Raw genomic sequence first — 19,159 nt, forward strand, 5'->3', positions numbered from 1 at the left:
AGACCCGAGTGGACCAGACCATCCCGGTTGCCAGTTTTGATCCTGGACATCTAATATCCGGGTTGTGCGGATGAACGAAGGCGTGGAGTGGGCGGTGCACAGCTGCCTCAACCTCGCATGGCTGGGCGAGGACCGTGCCGTGCCCGCGGCGAAGCTCGCCGCGTTCTACGAACTTCCCGCCGCATACCTGAACAAGCAGCTCCAGGCCCTGGCCCGCGCCGGGATCGTCACCTCGACGCCCGGGCCGCGCGGCGGTTTCCGGCTCGCCCGCCCGCCGGAGGAGATCACGCTGATGGACGTGGTCGCGGCGATCGAAGGCCCCGACGAAGCGTTCCGGTGCACCGAGATCCGCCACCGCGGTGGCTCCGGCAGCGGCTCTCGCAGCGAAACCCCGTGCGCCATCCACACCTCCATGCGCAAGGCCGAACTCGCCTGGCGCCGGGAACTGGCGTCGCAGTCCATCGCCGACATCGCGGCCACCGTGGACGACCACTCCCCGGCCGCGGCCGAGCGGGTCCGCCGCTGGTTCGGCGACACCCGCACCTGATCGAACCCCCAGCAGGGGTTGCGGCAGCGACCAATTCTGGATATCAGATGTCCTAGATAAGGAGATGACGATGCAAGGACGGATCGACGAACTGCCCACCAAGGCGGGCGACGGCTACGCGGCGATGAGCTCGTTGGAGGTGTACCTCGCGGGCAGCGGAGTTCCGAAGAACCTCCAGCACCTGGTCAAGCTGCGCGTGAGCCAGATCAACGGCTGCGCCTTCTGCGTCGACATGCACGGCAAGCACGCGAAGCAGGGCGGCGAGACCGACGAGCGGCTCTTCGGCGTCGCGGCCTGGCGCGAATCGCCGCACTTCACCAGCGCCGAGCGCGCGGCGCTGGACCTGGCCGAATCGGGCACCCGCCTGGCCGACAACCCGCACGGCGTGCCCGACGAGGTCTTCGAGAAGGCGCGCGCGGAGTTCGACGAGCCGACCCTGATCGCGCTGGTGATGCTCATCGCGGCCATCAACGCCTGGAACCGCATCAGCGTCATCAACCGGACCGTGCCCGGGTCGCACACCCCGCGCTGAGGATCCGCCGGGCGGCCTCGTACGGGGCCGCCCGGCGAAGACCTCAGTCCACCAGCAGGTCCTCGATGGTGATCGGGATGTGGCGGACCCGGATCCCGGTGGCGTTGTGGACCGCGTTGGCGACCGCGGCGGCCATGCCGACCGTGCCGATCTCGCCGAGTCCCTTGGCACCCACCGAGTTGTGCAGCGTGTCCGGGTACTTCACGAACTCCACGTCCACCTCGGGGATGTCGGCGTTGACCGGCAGCAGGTAGCTCGCGAAGTCGCCGTTGGACAGCCGACCGTCGCCCTCGACCTCCATGGCCTCGTGCAGCGCCGCCGACACGCCCCAGACCATGCCGCCCTGGAGCTGGCTGGTGGCCAGCTTGTCGTTGATGATCCGGCCGCAGTCGAACACGCCGAGCATCCGGGAGACCCGGGTCTCGCGCGTCCACCTGTGCACCTTGACCTCGACGAACTGCGCGCCGAACGAGCTGAAGGAGTGCTTGGTCAGCTCTTCGCCGGGCGCGGAGGAACCGCTCACCGACACCGAGTCTCGACCCAGCTCCCGCAGCACGTCGCCGAAGGCCATCGACCGTCCGCCGGCGAACAGCTCGCCGTGGGCGTAGGTGACCTCCTCGCCCTCGAACGGCGCACCCGGCCCGGAGGCCAGCGCGGTGAGCTCGTCGACCGCAGCGGTGCCCGCGAGCTGGATCGCGGTGCCCACGCTGGCCGTCGCCGTCGAACCGCCCGACAGGCCACCCGGCGGCAGCGCCGAGTCGCCCAGCTGCGGCGTGATCCGGTCCTCGGGCAGGTCCAGGGACTCCGCACCGATCGTCGACATCACCGTCAGCAGGCCGGTCCCCGGGTCCGCACCGCTGGTGGAGACCACGGCGGTCCCGTCGGCCCGCAGTTCGATGCCGACCGTGGCCGGGAACCGCAGCGCCGGGAACATCGCCACGGCCACGCCCATGCCGACCTGCCAGTCGCCCTCGGTGCGGCCCTGCGGGCTGCGGTTGGCCCAGCCGAAGCGCTGCGCGCCGATGTCGAAGCACTCGTCGAGGTGCTTGCTGGACCACTGCAGGTCCTTGCCGGGCGGGGCCGTCGAGTTGTTGCGCTTGCGCAGCTCGATCGGATCGATCCCCAGCTCGACCGCCAGCTCGTCGATCGCGCTCTCCAGCGCGAACGAACCCGGCGCCTCACCGGGAGCGCGCATGAACGTCGTCGGCGGGACGTTCAGCGGCACGATCCGCTGCGACACCGCGAGGTTCGGCGTCGCGTACCACTCCAGCGAGGTCCCGTGCGAGGTCGGCTCGACGAACGAGCGGGCCGAGTCGGTGGTGCACCAGGAGTCGTGCTGGACCGCGATCAGGCGGCCCTCGCGGTCGGCGCCCAGGGCGACCTTCTGCCGGGTGGCCGCGCGACCGGCGGTCACCGTGAACACCTGCTCGCGGGTCAGCACGGCTTTGACCGGCCGCCCGAGCGCGCGGCTCGCCGCCGCCGCGAGGAACGCAGGCGTGGAGGTCTTGCCCTTGCCGCCGAAAGCACCGCCCACGTGGGGGTTCACGACGTGGACCTGCGCGGCCTCGACGCCCAGCGCGGTGGCCACGTCCGCAGCGATCAGGTGCGAGCCCTGGTTCGGCGTGTGGAGCGTGAGCTCGCCGCCCTCCCACAGCGCGACCGCCGAGTGCGGCTCCATCGCGGCGTGGTTCTGGGTCGCGGTCGAGTAGGTGTTGTCGACGACGACCGGGCTGCCGGCGAAGGCGTCCGCGATGGACTCGAAACCGGCGTCGGCGTCGACGATCTCCAGGTCTTCGCGGTCGGGTGCCACCTCGGCGTCGGCAAGTCCCTCCTCGAACGAGGTCTTGGCGGGCTTGGCCTGGTAGCCGACCTCCACCAGCGCCGCGGCGTCGCGAGCCCGCTCGAAGGTCTCGGCGATGACGAGACCGATCGGCTGGCCGTAGTAGGCGACGTCGCGGTTCTGCAGCGGAACCCAGGTCTCGCCCAGCATCGAGCTCGGCGTGGCCAGTTCCAGCTTGTCGAACGGCGTGTACACGCCGAGCACACCGGGCGCGCTCTTGGCCGCGGTGACGTCCATGCTCTCGACCTCGCCGCAGGCGATCGTGCTGAGCACGAGGTAGCCGTAGACCATGCCGGGGAAGTTGTTGTCGGCCCCGTACTTGGCCTGACCGGTGACTTTCAGCGGGCCGTCCAGCCGAGCGGTCACAGCTGCATCCCTTCGGTGGTTTCGAGCAGGGCGCGGACGATGGTCCGCTTCAGCAGGGACACCTTGAACGCGTTGCCGGACAACGGCTTCGCACCTTCGGCGGCGAGCGCGGCGGCGGCTTCGAAGGTCTCCTGGGTGGCGGGCTTGCCGCGCAGCACGTCCTCGACGACCCCGAGCTTCCACGGCACCGTCGCCACACCACCCGCGGCGACGCGGGCATCGGCGATCACCCCGTCGCGGACGTCGAGCGCCACGGCGGCCGAGGTCAGCGCGAACTCGTAGGACTGCCGGTCGCGGACCTTGACGTAGGTGGAGTGGGTCGCCCAGTCCAGCTTCGGCACGACGACCTCGCCGATCAGCTCGCCCTCGCGCAGGTCGTGCTCGGCCTCCGGCGTCTGACCCGGCTGCATGTAGAAGTCGGCGAGCTTGACGGTGCGCTCGCCGTCGGCGCTGACCAGCCGGACCTCGGCGTCGAGCGCGACCAGCGCGACCGCCAGGTCGCTGGCGTGGGTGGCCGCGCACGCGTCGCTGGTGCCCAGGATCGCGTGCATGCGGTTGGCGCCCTCGATCGCCGGGCAGCCGCTGCCCGGGTCACGGCGGTTGCAGGGCATGTCGACGTCGCGGAAGTAGCTGCACCGCGTGCGCTGCATCAGGTTCCCGCCGATGCTGGCCATGTTGCGCAGCTGCTGGGACGCGCTCTGCAGCAGCGCGCGCGAGATCGCCGGGTACACACCGGGATTCGCGGCCACGTCGCTCATCCGCTCCAGCGCGCCGATGCGCAGCCCGTCGGAGGTGTCGATCCCGCGCAGCGGCAGGCCGTTGATGTTCTGCACCCGCTGCGGGGTGAGCACGTCGAGCTTCATCAGGTCGACGAGCGTGGTGCCACCGGCCAGGAACGTGCCGGTGCCGCCGAGCGCCTCGTCGATCGTGGTGGGTGCGGTCAGTTCGAAGGAGCGCATCAGCCCGCCTGCCTCGCCTGTTCTACTGCCGCCACGATGTTCGGGTAGGCCGAGCAGCGGCAGATGTTGCCGGACATGAACTCGCGGACGTCGTCGACGTCCTGCTCGACCGCGGCCACGGCCGACATGACCTGGCCGGACGTGCAGAAACCGCACTGCAGCGCGTCCTGGTCGAGGAAGGCCCGCTGCACCGGGTGCAGCGACTCGCCGTCGGCGAGCCCTTCGACGGTCGTCACCGGCTCCTGCACGGTGGCCGCCAGCGTGAGGCAGGACAGGACCGGACGGCCGTCGACGTGCACGGTGCAAGCGCCGCACTGCCCTCGGTCGCAGCCCTTCTTGGGACCGGTGACGCCGAGCTTCTCGCGCAGCGCGTCGAGCAGGGTCACGCCGGGATCGACGCTGAGCTCTTCCGTCCTACCGTTGATTTCCAGTGAGAGGTCCACAGAATCTCTTCCCCGCCCTTCCGCCGTGGGCGTTGGGCGGAATGCTCGTGGTGGTGGGAGCTAGACTCGAAGGCTGATCGGATGCTCATCCACTTCAGCTGGAGTCGAAGCTACCGGATTTTTATCCGCTTCGCAACGAGCGCGAGTGTTCTCACCCTCAAGACTGCCCAGGTCCGGCGAGCGGTGCACTACATTCCAGGTGAAGACCAGGTAGCCGACCGGGGAGGGACGATGACGACGGGCTCGGTGAACCCCCGGCGCGCGGACACCCGGCGCAACCACGAGGCCATCCTCAACACCGCCGCCCGATCGCTGGCGTGCTCGGAGCAGGTCTCGTTCAACCACATCGCCAAGCAGGCGGGCGTCGGCGTGGGCACGGTGTACCGGCACTTCCCCACCACCGAAGCGCTCATCATCGCCGTCTACCAGCGCGAGCTGGACCACCTCGGCGAGGTCGTCCCGGAGCTGCTGGAACGGCACGAGCCCGAACGAGCTCTCCGCACCTGGGTCACCGACCACCTCGCGCACTACATGATGACCAAGCGCGGCCTGGCCAAAGCGCTCGTCGCCGCCACGTCCTCCCCCGCCGAACTCCCGGTCAACGCCCACGAAACCCTGATCGAGGCGATCACCGCACTCCTGCGCGCCAACGTCGACGCGGGCAACATCCGCTCCGACGTGAACCCGGAGACGGTGCTGCGCGGCCTCGGCGGGCTCTTCTACCTCAACCCCAAGCACAACTGGCGGGACGAGACCGCCGAACTCCTCGACCTCATCTGGCGAGGCATGAGCGCCTAGCGCGGCTCGATCGGGGTGGTGAGCTCGAAGGCGTTCTGGATCAGCTCGGCCGCGTCCAGGCAGAGGTCTTCCCGGAACATCGGGCCGATCACCTGCACGCCGCGCGGGAAACCCGACGCCGTGCCCACCGGCACCGCCACCGCGGGGACGCCCACGAAGCTGCTCGCGGCGCACAGCGCCATCGACCTGCTGTAGGCGCGGAACTCCTCCGGGCCGCGCGACTCCTCCTCCGGCTCGAACGACAGCGTCGTGCTGACCGGCCCGAGCAGCAGCGGGAACCGCTCCAGCAGCTCCGCCCACGAACGCCTGATGCCCAGCCGCACCCCGGTCAGCGCCAGGTACTCCGGCAGCTCGACGGGCGCTCCCTCCACCATGGACAGTTCCATGTAGCGGGCCGCGTCGGGGCCGATCAGATCGCGGATCACCGGCCAGCCGGGCGCGAACTCGGTCATGACCATCTTCCCGTAGGCGTCGAGGGCCTCCTGCAGCCTGGGCACCTCGACCTCGACGACCTCGTGACCGGCCTCGGCGAGGGCATCGGCAGCGGCGAGGATTCCCGCGCGCACCTCGGCGTCGACCCCGCCCCCGGCCGGGTCGACCACCACGCCCACCTCGACCGGGCGCTCGGGTGCCGGGCCCTCGGCGGGAACCGGAACCGCGCGTGGATCGCGCGCTTCGGTCCCGACCAGCGCCCGGTGCGCGACGCGCAGTTCGGCGACGGTGCGCGCCATCGTCCCGTCGACCGGGAAGAGCTGCGAGCTCAGCGACGGGTCGTCCGGCCCGAACCGGTGATCCGTCGGGTACCGCCCGGTGCTCGGCTTGAGCCCGCAGACCCCGCCGAACGCGGCGGGGTTCCGCAACGAACCGCCGGAGTCGTTGCCCAGCCCGACCGGAGCCATCCCGGTCGCCACCGCGACGGCGTCACCGCCGCTGGTCCCGCCGGGCGTCTTCGACGGGTTCCACGGGTTGATCGTGTGCCCGTGCAGCTCGCTGACGGTGTGCATGCCGCGCAAGGTCAGGGTGGGCAGGTTGCTGTGCCCGATCGGGATCGCCCCGGCCCGGCGGAGCCGTGCGACCGGCGGAGCGTCCACCGGTCGCACGAAGTCGCGGAACCGCGCCAGCCCGTGCGTGGTGGCGCGGCCCGCGACGTCGGTGTTGTCCTTCACGGTGAACGGAACACCTGCCAGCGGCCCGGTTTCCGCGCCGTCGGCGAGTCTCGCGTCGAGCTCGGCGGCTTCGGCTCGCGCGGTGTCGTCGAAGACCTCCGTCACGGCGTTGACCTGCGGGTTGACCGCCTCGATCCGCTCCAGGTGAGCGTCAACGACCTCGCTCGCGCTCACCTGGCGATCGGCGACCGCGGCCGCGATCTCGGTCGCGCTCCACTTCCACAGCTCCTCGTCCCCCATGCGACGAGGGGATCACAGATCCGCGGGGCTGTCTCCTGATTATCCGGCGAGCGCGTCCAGCTCGGACTGGGCGTCGGCGCTCACCCGCACGTCCCCGGCCGCGATGTTGTCGTCGAGGTGGGATCGGCGGTGCCCGGGTGCTCCCCGAGGACGTCGTGGCCGGGATCGTCGGCATCTTCCTCTCCTGCGGCACCGACCGGCCCGAGCAGGCCGGTCGGCTGATCGACCTGCTGATGGACCCCCTGCGCCCTGATCACACGGCCACGCGCTTCGGCGTCAGCCAGGTCTGGATCGCCGGAGCACCGCGGAACATCCACACGGCCAGGATCGGGTCGCAGAGGGCGCAGCCGAGGGACGAGTGCGCGAAGGCCGGGATGATCGGCGCGCCCTTGACGTGGTGCACGACGTCCCACGCGGTGTGCAGCAGCCACGCGAGGCCGATCCAGCGGTAGTCCGTCAGCCCCTTGTAGGCGCAGAAGGTCAGCACCGCGGTGAACGCCAGTTCCCAGGCTCCCATCCCACCGCCGGAGGTGTAGACGGCCCCGGCTCCGGCGATCATCAGCGCGTTGAACTTCTGCCTGGTCGGCTCGGGCAGCAGCGAGCACAGCGCGATGTAGACGACGGCGATGATCACGGGCGAGATCAGGTTGATCGCGGTATCCACGAGCCCTCCTAGTTCCAGCCTGGCTGAAACTGTAAGTTACAGCCAGGCTGGAACCGCGACAAGGGTGGGAGGATGGTCCGGTGAGCTTCCCCGAGGGCGCACCGCCGCCGAGCCCGACCTTCCTGATCATGAACCTGGGGCGGAAACTGAGAGACCAGGTCGAGCGCGAGCTCCGCACCAGCGGTCTGTCGCTGCGGCACCTCTCCGCGCTCGGCCACCTCGCCCACGAGCCAGGGCTGTCCTACAGCGAGCTCGCCCGCCGCGCCGGGGTCACCGCGCAGAGCATGCAGGCCACCCTCAACCAGCTCGAAGCCCTCGGCGCCGTCGAGCGCACCACCGAGGCGGGCCGCGGCCGGACCGCCCGGCTCCAGGTCACCGAGCACGGCGAATCCCTCCGCGCGACGGCCCGCACCGTCATCGCGGAGACCGACGAGAAGCTCCTCGCCGCCGTCCCGGCCGAAGACCGCCCGGTCCTGACCCGGGCGCTCATCACCGCCTTCGCCTCACCGCAGGAGTGAGGCGGCGGAAATCCAGTTGTCGCAGGCGCGTTCGTCGTGAAGGCTGCGCGGGTGGAATTCGTGGAGATCCCGGTCGGCGAAACCGGGTGCGGGCCCTACGGGGTCGCGGCGGGTCCGGACGGTGCGATCTGGTGCACGGAGGTGCACCACGGCCGGGTCGGCCGGCTCGACCCCGACGGGAGCTACCGGGGATTCCCGGTCGGACCGGCGGATTCCCGGCCGACGGTGATCGTCGCCGGACCTGACGACGCGTTGTGGTTCACCCTGTACCAGGGCAACCGGATCGGGCGGATCGGGACCGACGGTTCGGTGACCGGGTTCGACGTGCCCGGCGCCAACCCGTACGGGCTCGCGGTCGGTCCGGATTCGGCGTTGTGGTTCACGGCGATGAGCACCGACCGGATCGTCCGGATCACCGTCGACGGCCGGATCACCGAGCACGCCCTGCCCGAGCCGGGCGGATTCCCCTCGGTGATCACCAGCGGCCCGGACGGGGCGCTGTGGTTCACCCTGAACCAGGCCAACGCGATCGGACGCATCAGCACCGGCGGCGAGGTGCAGGCCTTCCCGCTGCCCACCGAGAACGCGGCACCGGTCGGACTCACCGCCACCGAGGACGCGTTGTGGTTCGTCGAGATCGGCGCCGGTCAGGTCGGCCGCATCCGGCCCGACGGCGACATCGCCGAGTTCCCGCTCCCCGACCGCGCCGCCCGGCCGCACGCGATCATCGCCGCACCCGACGGGACCTGCTGGTTCACCGAGTGGGCCACGGGCCGCCTCGGTCACGTCACCCCCGATGGGCACGTCGAGACCCACGCGCTCCCCGACCTGTCCTCCGAGCCCCACGGGCTCACCCTCGCTCCCGACGGGACGCTCTGGGTCGCCCTTGAATCCGGAGCGCTCGCTCGCGGCGGTTGTGGCGCGAACTGACCCGGCACAACGGTCGGTTCGCACCACCCCGCCTCAGCGAGCGCTCGAGTTCCGGCGGTTCAGGCGAGCCATTCGAGGGTGGCCGCGGTGAGGGCTTTGACCCCGGTGGTGAGGGTCGGCTCGATCTCCGGGGCGAAACCCGGCGCGTGGTTGGCCGGGATCTCCTGCGCCACCCGGTCATCGGCCAGGGCCCGCTGGAAGCGGCCGGGCTCCGTGCCGCCGAAGAACCAGTAGCAGGTGGGGACTCCCGCCGCCGCGCCGAACAATCCGACGTCCTCGCTGGCCATGGCGGGCGGCAGGTCGAGCACCGCGTGGTCGCCCAGCGCGGCGCGCAGGGCGCCGGTGGTCCGGGAGGTGGCGTCGGGGTCGTTGACCAGCAGCGGGAACCGGGTCAGCTGCTCGAACTCCGGCTCTCGCTCGGCACCGGACGCGATCGCCTCCGCGCGGACGATGCGGCGGACGGCCGCCAGGACCCGCTCGCGAACGCGCTCGTCGAAGGACCGGATGTTGACCAGCAGCTCCGCCTGGTCAGGGATGATGTTCTCCTTGGTTCCCGCGCGGATCGATCCGACGGTGACCACGGCGGTGTCATCACCGGCGACCTCGCGGGAGACGACCGTCTGCAGCCGCATCACCGTCGCCGACGCCATCACCACCGGGTCGATCGCGTTCTGCGGCTGCGACCCGTGCCCACCGCGACCGAACATGGTGATCTTCAGGCTGTCCGCGGCAGACATGCTCGGCCCGCTCATCATGCCCACGAACCCGCTCTGGAACGGGAACACGTGCTGCCCGAGGCAGACGTCCGGTCGCGGGAAGCGCTCCAGGAACCCGTCGTCGATCATCGCCCGCGCCCCGGCCCCGATCTCCTCGGCCGGCTGGAACACCGCCACCACCGTCCCCGACCAGCGAGAACGCGCCGCGATCAGCAGGTCCAGCGCGCCCAGCAGGCTGGCGACGTGCATGTCGTGACCGCAAGCGTGCATCACCGGGACCTCCGAGCCGTCGGCGGCGGTGGCCCGCTGCTCGCTGGCGTAGTCCAGCCCGGTCTGCTCCAGCACCGGCAGCGCGTCGAAGTCCGCGCGCAGCAGCACCGTCGGCCCGGCCCCGTTGCGCAGCACCCCCACCACGCCGGTTCGCCCGACGCCGGAGGTGACCTCCAGCCCCAGCGCCTCCAGCCGCCGGGCGACCTCGGCAGCCGTGCGGTGCTCCTGGAACGACAGCTCAGGATGCGCGTGCAGGTCCTTGTACAGCGCCGTCAGGTCGTCGCGGATGTCGTCCAACCGCCGAAAAACCTCGTCCATGATCCCTCCGTGCGCCGACTACTCGCATGATTGCGGGCCGAACGGCTGCCCGGAAGGCCAGACCAGGCTCTCCTGAACCGGATGTCCGTTCGGCTCCAGACGCATGATCGGCATCGCCTTGCCCACCGGGTTCCCTTGCCTCGCAGTATCGTTCTGGTAAGCGATCTCGCCGGTGACGCCGGAGAACGGGCCCTTGCAATCGAACTTCTTGATCCAGTTCGACACCTGCTTGTAGTTCTCCGCTGGAGCCTCGAACCCGCGGGCGGCGGCCGTGGCGACCAGCAGCGCGTCGTGCACCGACATCGCGTAACCGTCGGTCAGGGGATCGTTGTCCGTCAACCCCAGCCGGTTGAACGCGTCCTCGAACTTGCGGTACTGGGCCTGGCTGTCCGGCTGAGGCGGGTCGGCGTGGTCCCACTGCCCCTGAGTCGCGACGCTGGTGTAGAAGACCCTGACCCGCTTCGGCGCGAATTCGGGCAGCGGCCGGTGCACGAGGGCGCTGGCATCATCGCTGGTGATGACGTCCAGGTTGAGATCGTTGACGCAGATGCCGCTCGACGCAATGGTTTTCAGGAACACCGCCAGGTCGGCCCCCCGGCCGGCGAAGTAGACCTGGTCGGGTTGCTCGGTGCAGATCCTGGCGAAGACGTCGGCGAACATGTCCTCCATGTACTTCTCGCGCGAGATGCCGACCAGATCCGTCGGGGAGCTGTAATCCTCTTCACCGGGCCGTTCGCCGAACTCCGTCCAGTAGGCGCTCCTGAACGCTTCGGCGAGCGTGCGCGAATAGATGTCGCCGGAATTCGTGTCGTGGACGAGCACGAGCTTTCCCTTGCGGGATTTCAGATAACCCACGGCGGCCTTGGCCGCGTCGATGTTGGTCGGAGTGATTCGGTAGAACCGCTCGGTGTGCGTCGAGTCGTCCTGGAAGCGCCGATTCATGTCGTCGGCGCTCGCCATCCCGCTGACCACCGCAAGACCCTCATCGGACAGCCTGGTCGCCGCCAATCGGGTGTGGCTCAGGCTCTGCCCCAACCCCACGACCGCGACGATGCGCTCGCTGGCGCGCGCGTCGATGATCGCTTGCGCGGCGACCTCCGCCTCCTCGTTCGAGGCGCCGTAGTTGGCCAGCTTCAGCTTCACCTGCGGCGAGGTCTCCCTCGCGACCTGCTCGGTGTTGGCCCGCGAGGCGGCGGCGAGCGCGCCCGCCACACCGTGCTGCACTTGTTTCGCGTCGATGCTGTCGGTCTGGGTACTCGGGGTCATGTTGTCCAGCACCACCACGGTGACGGAGTCTTGCCCGGCCACCTTCGCGTTGTGCTCGTCGATCAGCGCCCTCAGGTCGCGTGTGGCGTCGTTGTCACCGAACGAGGTGTTGTCGACGTCGATCCCGACGCAGTCGGACGACGTTCCGACCGTCCTCATCCCGTTTCCGCACGGTTCCCAGGGCTGCCAGACCGCCAGGCCGGCGGCGACCACCACGACGACCACTGCGGCGGCGAAGAACTTGTGGCGGCGCAGCCAGGATCGGGGCTGCACCGGGGCGGACGAGGTGGAGCTTCGGAACAGGGGCATGACCGGTCCAATCCGAAGGGTCAGAACAGCTGGTCAGCACGGCGCGCGGCTTCGTAGAGCGCCGCGACGTCCGGGCGGTGTGACAGTGGTGCCAGTTCGTGGAAGCTCTGCACGACGATGTTCTTGCGCTCCCGGTCGGGACCGGCCAGCGGATTCGCGATCAGCCAGTACGCGGCGATCAACCGGGCGAGCACGTTGCGCACCTGGTCCCGCTCGGCGGGGCCGTCCCGCAGATCCTGCTCGACGAGGTCGGCGTAGACCTGGGCGTTGTCGCGCTGCAGCGGTTTGTCGTCCGGCGCGCTGGTGACCAGGACCAGCAGGTCGACCCACTTCTGGTGCGACACCTGGTCGAAGCGTTCGTGCAGGGTGTCGACGACCTCGCCGAACCGGCCCAGCGCGAGCAGGCAGTAGGAGGTGCGGGCGAGGTCGCGCCGGGTGTGCGGGTCGTTGAGCAGCGCCTTGAACTGCGTCTCGTACGAGCCGCCGTCCTGCTCACCGCGCGCGTTGAGGGCGAACAGCAGCGTCCGGGCGATCCACGGGTGCAGCAGGGACTGGTCTTCGGTCCCGCTGTCGCGGTCCGGGGCGATCACCCACAGCGCGCTGCGCAGCTCGGTGAGGATGCGGCCGGTCTGCGGCAGCGACACGAGGCTGGTCGACTCGGCCGGGACCAGCCACGGGGCGGTCGCGAACGGAGCCGCGTTGACGAATTCCGCGAGGTCCACGTCCTGCAGCTGTTCGGAGACGCGCAGATCGGTCAGGCGTTGCTGCCACGCCTCGGGGGTGGACTCCGCGGGTTCGAGGATGTCGCGCCTGCCTTCCCGCAACCGGGCGGTGGGCAGTATGTCGGAGACCGCCTCGACCGCCTTCGGGAGTCCGGCGGTGGCGCGCTGAGCGAGCTTGGCCTCGCTGAAGTACGGGCTGCGCCCGATCAGGGCCGCGGTCTCCTCGATCTCCAGCGGTTCCAGCAGCACCGGGTGCACCGGCGCCTGCGGTCTGTCCACTTCGGAGTTGTTGCGCCAGTGTCCCGCGTCGCGGCAGCGCGGCACCACCAGGACCTCGTCGGATCTGGTGGCAGCGGACTTCCACGGTGCGTGCCAGTGCGATTCCCACTCGGGGTTCCACCGGCCGCTGGTGCCGATGAACAGCAGCGGGTCGTGCTCGTTGTGCTGCCTGAGATGTCGTTCGCGCGCGGCGATGATGTCGCTGAGGAACTCGTACCCGCCGGGGTGGTCGAGGTTGTCCAGCAGCACCACCCAGTTGTGCGAGTGGATCTTGCCCGCTTCGTTCTCGCAGGAGCACGGGCTGCCCAGTTCCGGACGCGCCATCACCGGGTGGCTCTCCCGCACATCGGCCAGGAAAGCCGAGGTCAGCCAGGCCGTCATGGCCTCCGGTTCGTTGCGGGCCCGCCGGCTGAGCTGGACCAGCGCGTCCAGCGGCTCGGCGCCCTCGGCCTCCGGGATGTCGGCGTGCCAGCGCTTGGCACCGGCCAGCGATCTCCGGCCGATCGTGCGGATCAGCCGCGGCAGCACCAACTTCGCCGCGGTGACCAGCACCGGGTCCAGCATCGGTTCGGCCGCGTCGGCGGTAAGGTCCACCTGACCTGCGATGTCGTTCGCACGCGGGCTTTCGGCGAACTCGCGCAGCGCCGCGCTCATCTCGGCCCTGGCCTTGACCCGGTCGAAGGTGTCGAGGTTGGCCTGCACGGCGACCAGCCCGAGCGCGAAGCGGGTGAACTTCGCGCTGCGCCGGGCCCGCCAGCGACGGGAGAGGTCTTCGGAGATCGCGGCCAGCGCCACGACCGTGGTCGCGGGCTGCTCGCGCCCGAAGTCGAACGGCTTGGCGTGCACCACCCCGTTGCCGCAGTCCTGCGAAATGGACTGCAACGCGCGGGTTTTGCCCGAACCGGTCGGTCCGAGCAGCACCATGATGGGCTGAGCGCTGGAAGGTTCGTCAGTGGCCCGGTTCCACAAGAGGCGTCGGGCGAGCATGGCGCTGTCGGTCAACCGCACGGGCTCCGTCATCCGCATCCCCTCCGCCTCGGACACCGCTGCCCGAATGGACCGTCGATTCTACGGGGGCGGGCAGACCGCGTGGGGCCGTTTCGCCGAGAACGCCTTGCGGCGAACGGCTCAGCGGTGGGCGGGGAACTCGATGACCTGCTGGTAGGTGGGGCGGTTCTGCCAGGAGATCTTGTCCTGGTCGATGCCGCCGACCTTGGTCTGCACGATCGAATCCGCGCACCACTGGTCGCCGGGGTCGCACTCGGCGTCGCCCGGGTACGTCTCCTCCGACGGGGTCGCGGCGGCCTGGGCGAGGGTGTCGAGCAGCATCTGGCGGCACGCGCCCCGGTCGCCACCGCCGCACAGCGGTGCGCCGAAGCCGCCCGGGACCTGCTCACCGAGGACGGCGCGGATGTCCTTGGAGACCTGGCCGAACCAGCCGAACTGGAACGTCGAACCCTGGTGGCCCTGGCCGACGTGCAGCCCGGGTTCGCCGTTCTGCCAGCCCGACGGCGACTCGTTGATCTGCATCATCGCGGTCATCGCCTGGTAGGCGGGCGTTCCGACGGCGGGCTCGAACTCGCCGCGGACCAGCAGCGGCCACCACGCGTCGAACAGCTCGATGGCCTCGGCGTGCGCGTAGGTCTTGCTGCCCGGCGAGGTCTCGGTGCGCTTGCCGCCGTCGGCCAGCCACGCGCGCAGCTCCTCGACCAGCGGTTTCGAGCGCTCGTCGGGTTCGCCGACGACGCGCAGCAGGTCGGGCAGGACCCGTTCGGCGCGCAGGTCGGTGACGGCGGCGTCGGCCATGGCCCGCACGAGCTCGGCACGGCTGAACTCGTCACCCGAGGCGATCTGCTCGCGCACCCGGCGATCGAGCAGATCGCCGCGCTGCACCGCGCCCTTCTCCGCGCGGTCGCCCGCGGTTCCCGGGGCCTGCTTGTTGTTCCAGCTGATGTAGTAGTCCTGGTTGACGGAGTTCGGGTGCTCGGCGAAGGGCTGGTAGGTCGCGGTGTTGGTCTCGGGGTCCCAGCCCGGCCACTCGTGGGCCGGGTCCGAGGCGATCGGCATGCTCGGGTCGACGTGGGGCCGGCGCACCACGTTCGCGCCCGAGTTGAAGTACGCGGTGTCGCGGGAATCGGCGTAGAACCAGTTGAACGTGTAGTTGATGTCGTGCGCCGCGCGCTGGAAGTCCTCCGCCGAGGACACCGCCGACGGGTCGTTGAACTTCTGGAACCCGATGATCGAGTCCACCTCGTGCAGGTAGGTCGACCGGGCGGTGGTGTAGGCGACCGGCTTTCCATCCACAGTGGCCCGATGCGTCACGGGCCCGTAGCGGGTGCGGAAGGACACCAGCCGGTAGGAGCCCTCCGGGGTGTCGTCGCCGAGGTTGGGCTTCCAGGAGTTCTGCCGCTCGACGGTCTGCATCGGCAGGCATTCGCCGTGGAAGCGGTAGTGGTTCGAGTCCTCGGTGACCGGGCCGCCCTCGGGCGAGCACAGCTCGACCGCGTAGGTGTCGATCATGTCCTGCGAGGCGGTGGTGGCGCTCCACGAGTAGTCCTGGCCGCGGCCGAGCAGCGTGTAGAAGCTCAGGCCCGCGAACGAGGCGCCCTTCGAGGAGATGCCCGGTCCCTGCAGCTCCTGCAGGGTCAGCAGCTGCGGCGAGAAGTACCCGGTCTGCGGCCCGAACACCGCCACCGGGTGGCCGCTCTCGGTGTGCGCGCCGGAGACCACGAGCGCGTTGGACATGCCCCGGCGCTCGGCCATGTCGGCGGGCAGGACGCCGTCGTCGAACATGCCGCGCAGCGGGTCCTCGGGGTCGACGACCGGCCGCGAGGGCTTCTCATCGGGTTGGGTCGCCGAGCCGGTCGGGTCGAAGACGAGCTGCTGGTCCGCGACCGATCCCGGGTCCGGCAGCGCCACGCCCTCGGGGTTCGCCGGGGCGTTGCCGTACTCGAAGGAGCTCCCGTCGTGGATCGTGCTGATGGCCTCCGGGTCGTTCTCCGCGCGGAAGGCGGCCCAGACCTGCTCACCGCGTTCGGGCCCGAAGCGCTCGTGCAACGACATCCTGGCGACGGCGTTGGCCACCTCTCCCCCGCCGCCACCGCCGAACTGGGCCCCGATCAGCGACGCCAGCACCACGAGGTCGGTGAGCTCGAACGGCTCGATGCGGCCCTCGTTGGTCACCGGGTCCACGTGCCCGGTCGCGACGTACTCGCCCGGGAAGTAGCGGCCCCGGTGGGATTCCTGGATGTAGGCGTTGATGCCGTCGACGTAGGACTGCGCGTCCTGCAGCGCGATCCGGCCGCGCTCGCCCTGCCCGGCGACCCGGTCGATCTGGTCCTGCAGCTCCCGCTCGGTGTAGGGCGAGACGGAGAAGAAGCTCTGCTCCAGCTTCCGGTTGGCGGGCGCGCCACCGGCGAACGGGGTCACCTCGCCGCGACCGGCGTGGCGCAGCGCGTCCATGAGGAACAGCTTGTCCTCGGCGGTGGTGTAGCCCGCGCCGAAGGTGGTTCCGGAGCGGGTGTCGCCGTAGACGTGCGGGACGCCGGCGGTCTTGTCGCGGACGACGGTGACGTCGGCGCGCGGCCGGTAGGTGCGCTCGACGTCGTCCGGCCGCACGCCGAAGGAGTGGTCGTTGAAGAAGTTCTGGATGGTGCCGGTGGTCAGCTCGCGGTACCCGCCCGCCAGCGCGTCGTACCTGTCGAGCTGGTCGTCGGAGTGCTTCGGGCGGGTGCCCAGCAGCATGTGCGAGACCAGCTCGGCGAAGGTCGCGTGGCCCTTCTGACCGGGCGGGAGGATGTCGTGGCACTGCTGGCGGCAGTAGTCCTCCGGCGGCTCGGCGTGGGCCCCGGGGGCGAGCAACAGGGACCCCGCGATGGCCGCCACGAGGGTGACGACCAGTGAACGTCGCGCCATGCCACGCCCTTTCCGATGCGGAACTGCTCCGGCACCGGCACGCTAGCCACCCCGACGGCGAATTGAAAGATATTCACATTGTTGTTGATCCGATCGGCCCAACCTCAGCCCGACTTCACCCCGCTGCGCTGGCGGCCGAGCCCGTCGATCTCCATCTCGACCACGTCACCCGGCGCCAAGAACGGGAAGCGACCGGACATCGCCACGCCCTCCGGGGTGCCGGTGATGACCAGGTCTCCCGGCTCCAGCGTCAGGTACTGGGAGAGGTGGCGGACGATCTCGCCGACGCCGAAGATCATGTCGGCGGTGCTGGAGTCCTGCCTCGGCTCGCCGTTGACCCAGCTGCGCAGCCGCAACCCCTGCGGGTCGGCGACCTCGTCGGCCGGGACGAACCACGGACCGACCGGGTTGAACGTCGGCGCGCACTTGCCCTTCGACCACTGGCCGCCGGACTGCTCCTTCTGGAACGAGCGCTCGGAGACGTCATCGGCCAGCACGTAACCGGCCACGTGCGACAGGGCCTGCTCAGCGCTGTCGAGGTAGCTCGCGCGCTGCCCGATGACCACGCCGAGCTCCACCTCCCAGTCGACCTGCTCGGCGTCGCGCGGGATCACCACGTCGTCGTGCGGACCGACGACGGTGTTGGGGTGCTTGAAGAACAGGATCGGCACTTCCGGCGGGGCGGAACCGGTTTCGGCGGCGTGGGCCGCGTAGTTCTGCCCGATGCACAGCACCGCCATCGGCCGCGCGATCGGCGCTCCCAGCCGCATCCCCGTGCCGTCGGCCGGGTCGTCGACGGCGGTGAGCTCGCCCGCGGCGAGCGCGGCGCGGGTGCGCGCGACGCCGTCACCCGCGAGGAACGCGCCGTCGATGTCGCCGGTCAGCGGGCTCAGGTCGAACAGCCGCCCCCGATCGTCGAGCACGTGCGGGCGCTCCTCCGAGAACGACCCCAGCCTCAGGAACTTCATGACCGACCCCGTTTCGCCTGTGTGAAACCCGTTCAAGCAAGCGAAATCCGATCAGCGCGGACGGAGCGCGTCAAGACCCGCGCAGCTTGCGCGAGACCACGCCCAGGGCATCGGTGAGCGCGTGCAGCTGGTCGCGGTCGAGCACGTCGATGAGGTGCTCCCGGACCAGCTCGACGTGCCCCGGCGCGGTCTCCTCCAGCTTGCACCTGCCGGCCTCGGTCAGGCGGGCGATGACGCCCCGGTCGTCGGTCTCGCAGGTGCGACGGCCCACCAGCCCGGCCTTCTCCAGCTGCGTGACCTGGTAGGTCAGGCCGCTCTTGGAGGTCACCACGAGGTGGGCGAGCTCGGACATGCGGATCTCGCCCTCGGGCGCCGCGGAGAGGCGGACCAGGATCTCGTACTGCGGGTGGGACAATCCCGCCTGTTCGCGGAGCTGCTGCTCGACGCGGCGGTTCACGAGGTTGCCCGCCTCGACGAAGGCGTTCCAGGCGGCCATCTCGTCGGCGTCGAGCCAGCGCGGTTCGTTCACTCCCCCATACTAACTTGTTCGAATTTGAACTACGAGGTACATTTGGTTCAAATTCGAATGAGGAGGTCTCCGATGGCCGAGCGCATGCCCACCCTGTACCTCAGCCACGGCGCCCCGCCGCTGGCCGACGACGAGCTCTGGCCCGGCGAGCTGGCGGCCTGGTCGGCCGACCTGCCTCGCCCCAAGGCGATCCTGATCATCTCCGCGCACTGGGAGGAAGCGCCGCTGGCCATCGGCGCGACCAGCTCCGTTCCGCTGGTCTACGACTTCTGGGGCTTCCCCGACCGGTACTACGACGTCCGCTACGCCGCGCCGGGGGCACCGGCCCTGGCCGAGCGGGTGCGCGCGCTGCTCGGCGGCGCCGAGACACCGGTGGTCGACGTGCCCGATCGCGGTCTCGACCACGGCGCCTACGTGCCGCTGAAGGAGATGTACCCCGACGCCGACATCCCGGTCCTGCAGATCTCGATGCCGACCCTGGAGCCCGCCGCCCTGATGCGCGTGGGCCGGTCGCTCGCACCGCTGCGGGACGAGGGCGTGCTGATCGTCGGCAGCGGCTTCTTCACCCACAACCTCTCGGCCCTGCGCTCGGCGTCGACGCCGAGCTGGTCGGTGGAGTTCGACGACTGGGGCGGCCGCGCCCTGGCCTCGCTCGACATCGACGCGCTGCTCGACTTCGAGCACAAGGCCCCGGCCGGCCGCCTGGCCCACCCGCGCACCGAGCACTTCGCGCCGCTGTTCGTCACCCTCGGCGCCGCGGACGAGGACCTCGACGCCCAGCGCGTCCCGATCGAGGGCTTCTGGTGGGGCCTGGCCAAGCGCTCGGTCCAGTTCGGCTGAGCAGCACCGGACACGAGCCCCGTG

The 19,159-nt window shown here is 70.3% G+C and carries 17 protein-coding genes; 6 read left to right on the top strand and 11 right to left on the bottom strand.

All coding sequences use genetic code 11. The annotated features are described in order from the left end of the window. Positions 1 to 64: 64 nt before the first annotated feature. A complete protein-coding gene (locus tag E1202_RS05940) occupies positions 65 to 547 on the top strand; it encodes an RrF2 family transcriptional regulator (protein ID WP_132681546.1) in 483 nt (160 codons plus the stop codon). 70 nt (positions 548 to 617) lie between these two features. After that, the gene (locus E1202_RS05945) at positions 618 to 1,079 is read left to right on the top strand and encodes a carboxymuconolactone decarboxylase family protein (RefSeq protein WP_132681547.1); all 462 of its coding nucleotides are present in this window, start codon (positions 618 to 620) and stop codon (positions 1,077 to 1,079) included. Positions 1,080 to 1,122: 43 nt separating this feature from the next. Here E1202_RS05945 and E1202_RS05950 read toward each other — a convergent pair whose 3' ends face one another. The 3 genes from E1202_RS05950 to E1202_RS05960 are packed head-to-tail and all read right to left on the bottom strand — an operon-like array spanning position 1,123 to position 4,687. Beyond that, a complete protein-coding gene (locus E1202_RS05950; RefSeq protein ID WP_132681548.1) occupies positions 1,123 to 3,285 on the bottom strand; it encodes a xanthine dehydrogenase family protein molybdopterin-binding subunit in 2,163 nt (720 codons plus the stop codon). Next, the gene (locus tag E1202_RS05955) at positions 3,282 to 4,244 is read right to left on the bottom strand and encodes an FAD binding domain-containing protein (protein WP_132681549.1); all 963 of its coding nucleotides are present in this window, start codon (positions 4,242 to 4,244) and stop codon (positions 3,282 to 3,284) included. The genes E1202_RS05950 and E1202_RS05955 overlap by 4 nt, the downstream gene beginning before the upstream one ends. Further along, on the bottom strand, positions 4,244 to 4,687 hold the full coding sequence (locus E1202_RS05960; protein WP_132681550.1) for a (2Fe-2S)-binding protein: 444 nt from the start codon (positions 4,685 to 4,687) through the stop codon (positions 4,244 to 4,246). Before E1202_RS05960 ends, E1202_RS05955 begins: the two co-directional genes overlap by 1 nt. Positions 4,688 to 4,918: 231 nt before the next feature. Between E1202_RS05960 and E1202_RS05965 the strand changes: the two genes are divergently transcribed. After that, entirely contained in the window at positions 4,919 to 5,485 is a 567-nt protein-coding gene (locus E1202_RS05965) for a TetR/AcrR family transcriptional regulator (RefSeq protein ID WP_132681551.1), read from the top strand. Here the strand turns inward: E1202_RS05965 and E1202_RS05970 are convergent. Together E1202_RS05970 and E1202_RS05975 are read right to left on the bottom strand one after the other, a co-directional pair. After that, the gene (locus E1202_RS05970; protein ID WP_132681552.1) at positions 5,482 to 6,891 is read right to left on the bottom strand and encodes an amidase; all 1,410 of its coding nucleotides are present in this window, start codon (positions 6,889 to 6,891) and stop codon (positions 5,482 to 5,484) included. The two genes, E1202_RS05965 and E1202_RS05970, sit on opposite strands and share 4 nt — an antisense overlap. Before the next feature lie 253 nt (positions 6,892 to 7,144). After that, positions 7,145 to 7,555 carry a DUF6010 family protein gene (locus E1202_RS05975; protein WP_235877770.1) on the bottom strand — a complete coding sequence of 137 codons (411 nt, stop codon included), beginning with the start codon at positions 7,553 to 7,555 and terminating at the stop codon, positions 7,145 to 7,147. An 80-nt stretch (positions 7,556 to 7,635) separates the two neighbouring features. Here E1202_RS05975 and E1202_RS05980 point away from each other — a divergent pair, with 80 nt between their 5' ends. Both E1202_RS05980 and E1202_RS05985 read left to right on the top strand, forming a co-directional pair. Then, positions 7,636 to 8,073 carry a MarR family winged helix-turn-helix transcriptional regulator gene (locus tag E1202_RS05980; protein WP_235877772.1) on the top strand — a complete coding sequence of 146 codons (438 nt, stop codon included), beginning with the start codon at positions 7,636 to 7,638 and terminating at the stop codon, positions 8,071 to 8,073. Positions 8,074 to 8,124: 51 nt separating this feature from the next. Next, positions 8,125 to 9,003 (top strand): Vgb family protein, encoded by an 879-nt coding sequence (locus tag E1202_RS05985; RefSeq protein ID WP_132681553.1) that lies wholly within the window; start codon positions 8,125 to 8,127, stop codon positions 9,001 to 9,003. Positions 9,004 to 9,062: 59 nt separating this feature from the next. Here the strand turns inward: E1202_RS05985 and E1202_RS05990 are convergent, their stop codons facing one another. From E1202_RS05990 to E1202_RS06015, 6 genes are all read right to left on the bottom strand, one after another. Beyond that, positions 9,063 to 10,307, bottom strand: coding sequence for an amidohydrolase (locus tag E1202_RS05990; protein ID WP_132681554.1), 1,245 nt, complete (start codon positions 10,305 to 10,307; stop codon positions 9,063 to 9,065). Between the two features lie 18 nt (positions 10,308 to 10,325). Beyond that, on the bottom strand, positions 10,326 to 11,798 hold the full coding sequence (locus E1202_RS05995) for an ABC transporter substrate-binding protein (RefSeq protein ID WP_165943750.1): 1,473 nt from the start codon (positions 11,796 to 11,798) through the stop codon (positions 10,326 to 10,328). A gap of 104 nt (positions 11,799 to 11,902) precedes the next feature. Continuing rightward, a complete protein-coding gene (locus tag E1202_RS06000; RefSeq protein ID WP_132681556.1) occupies positions 11,903 to 13,903 on the bottom strand; it encodes a hypothetical protein in 2,001 nt (666 codons plus the stop codon). Between the two features lie 108 nt (positions 13,904 to 14,011). Continuing rightward, on the bottom strand, positions 14,012 to 16,798 hold the full coding sequence (locus E1202_RS06005) for a penicillin acylase family protein (protein ID WP_132681557.1): 2,787 nt from the start codon (positions 16,796 to 16,798) through the stop codon (positions 14,012 to 14,014). A gap of 104 nt (positions 16,799 to 16,902) precedes the next feature. Beyond that, on the bottom strand, positions 16,903 to 17,766 hold the full coding sequence (locus E1202_RS06010) for a fumarylacetoacetate hydrolase family protein (RefSeq protein ID WP_132681558.1): 864 nt from the start codon (positions 17,764 to 17,766) through the stop codon (positions 16,903 to 16,905). 70 nt (positions 17,767 to 17,836) lie between these two features. Further along, positions 17,837 to 18,295 (bottom strand): MarR family winged helix-turn-helix transcriptional regulator, encoded by a 459-nt coding sequence (locus E1202_RS06015; protein WP_132681559.1) that lies wholly within the window; start codon positions 18,293 to 18,295, stop codon positions 17,837 to 17,839. A gap of 72 nt (positions 18,296 to 18,367) precedes the next feature. Here E1202_RS06015 and E1202_RS06020 point away from each other — a divergent pair, with 72 nt between their 5' ends. Continuing rightward, positions 18,368 to 19,135: a dioxygenase family protein gene (locus E1202_RS06020; RefSeq protein WP_132681560.1), complete on the top strand. Its 768-nt coding sequence runs from the start codon at positions 18,368 to 18,370 to the stop codon at positions 19,133 to 19,135. The last annotated feature ends 24 nt before the right edge of the window (positions 19,136 to 19,159 follow it).

It is taken from the genome of Saccharopolyspora karakumensis (assembly GCF_004349225.1).
Taxonomy (GTDB): Bacteria; Actinomycetota; Actinomycetes; order Mycobacteriales; family Pseudonocardiaceae; genus Saccharopolyspora; species Saccharopolyspora endophytica.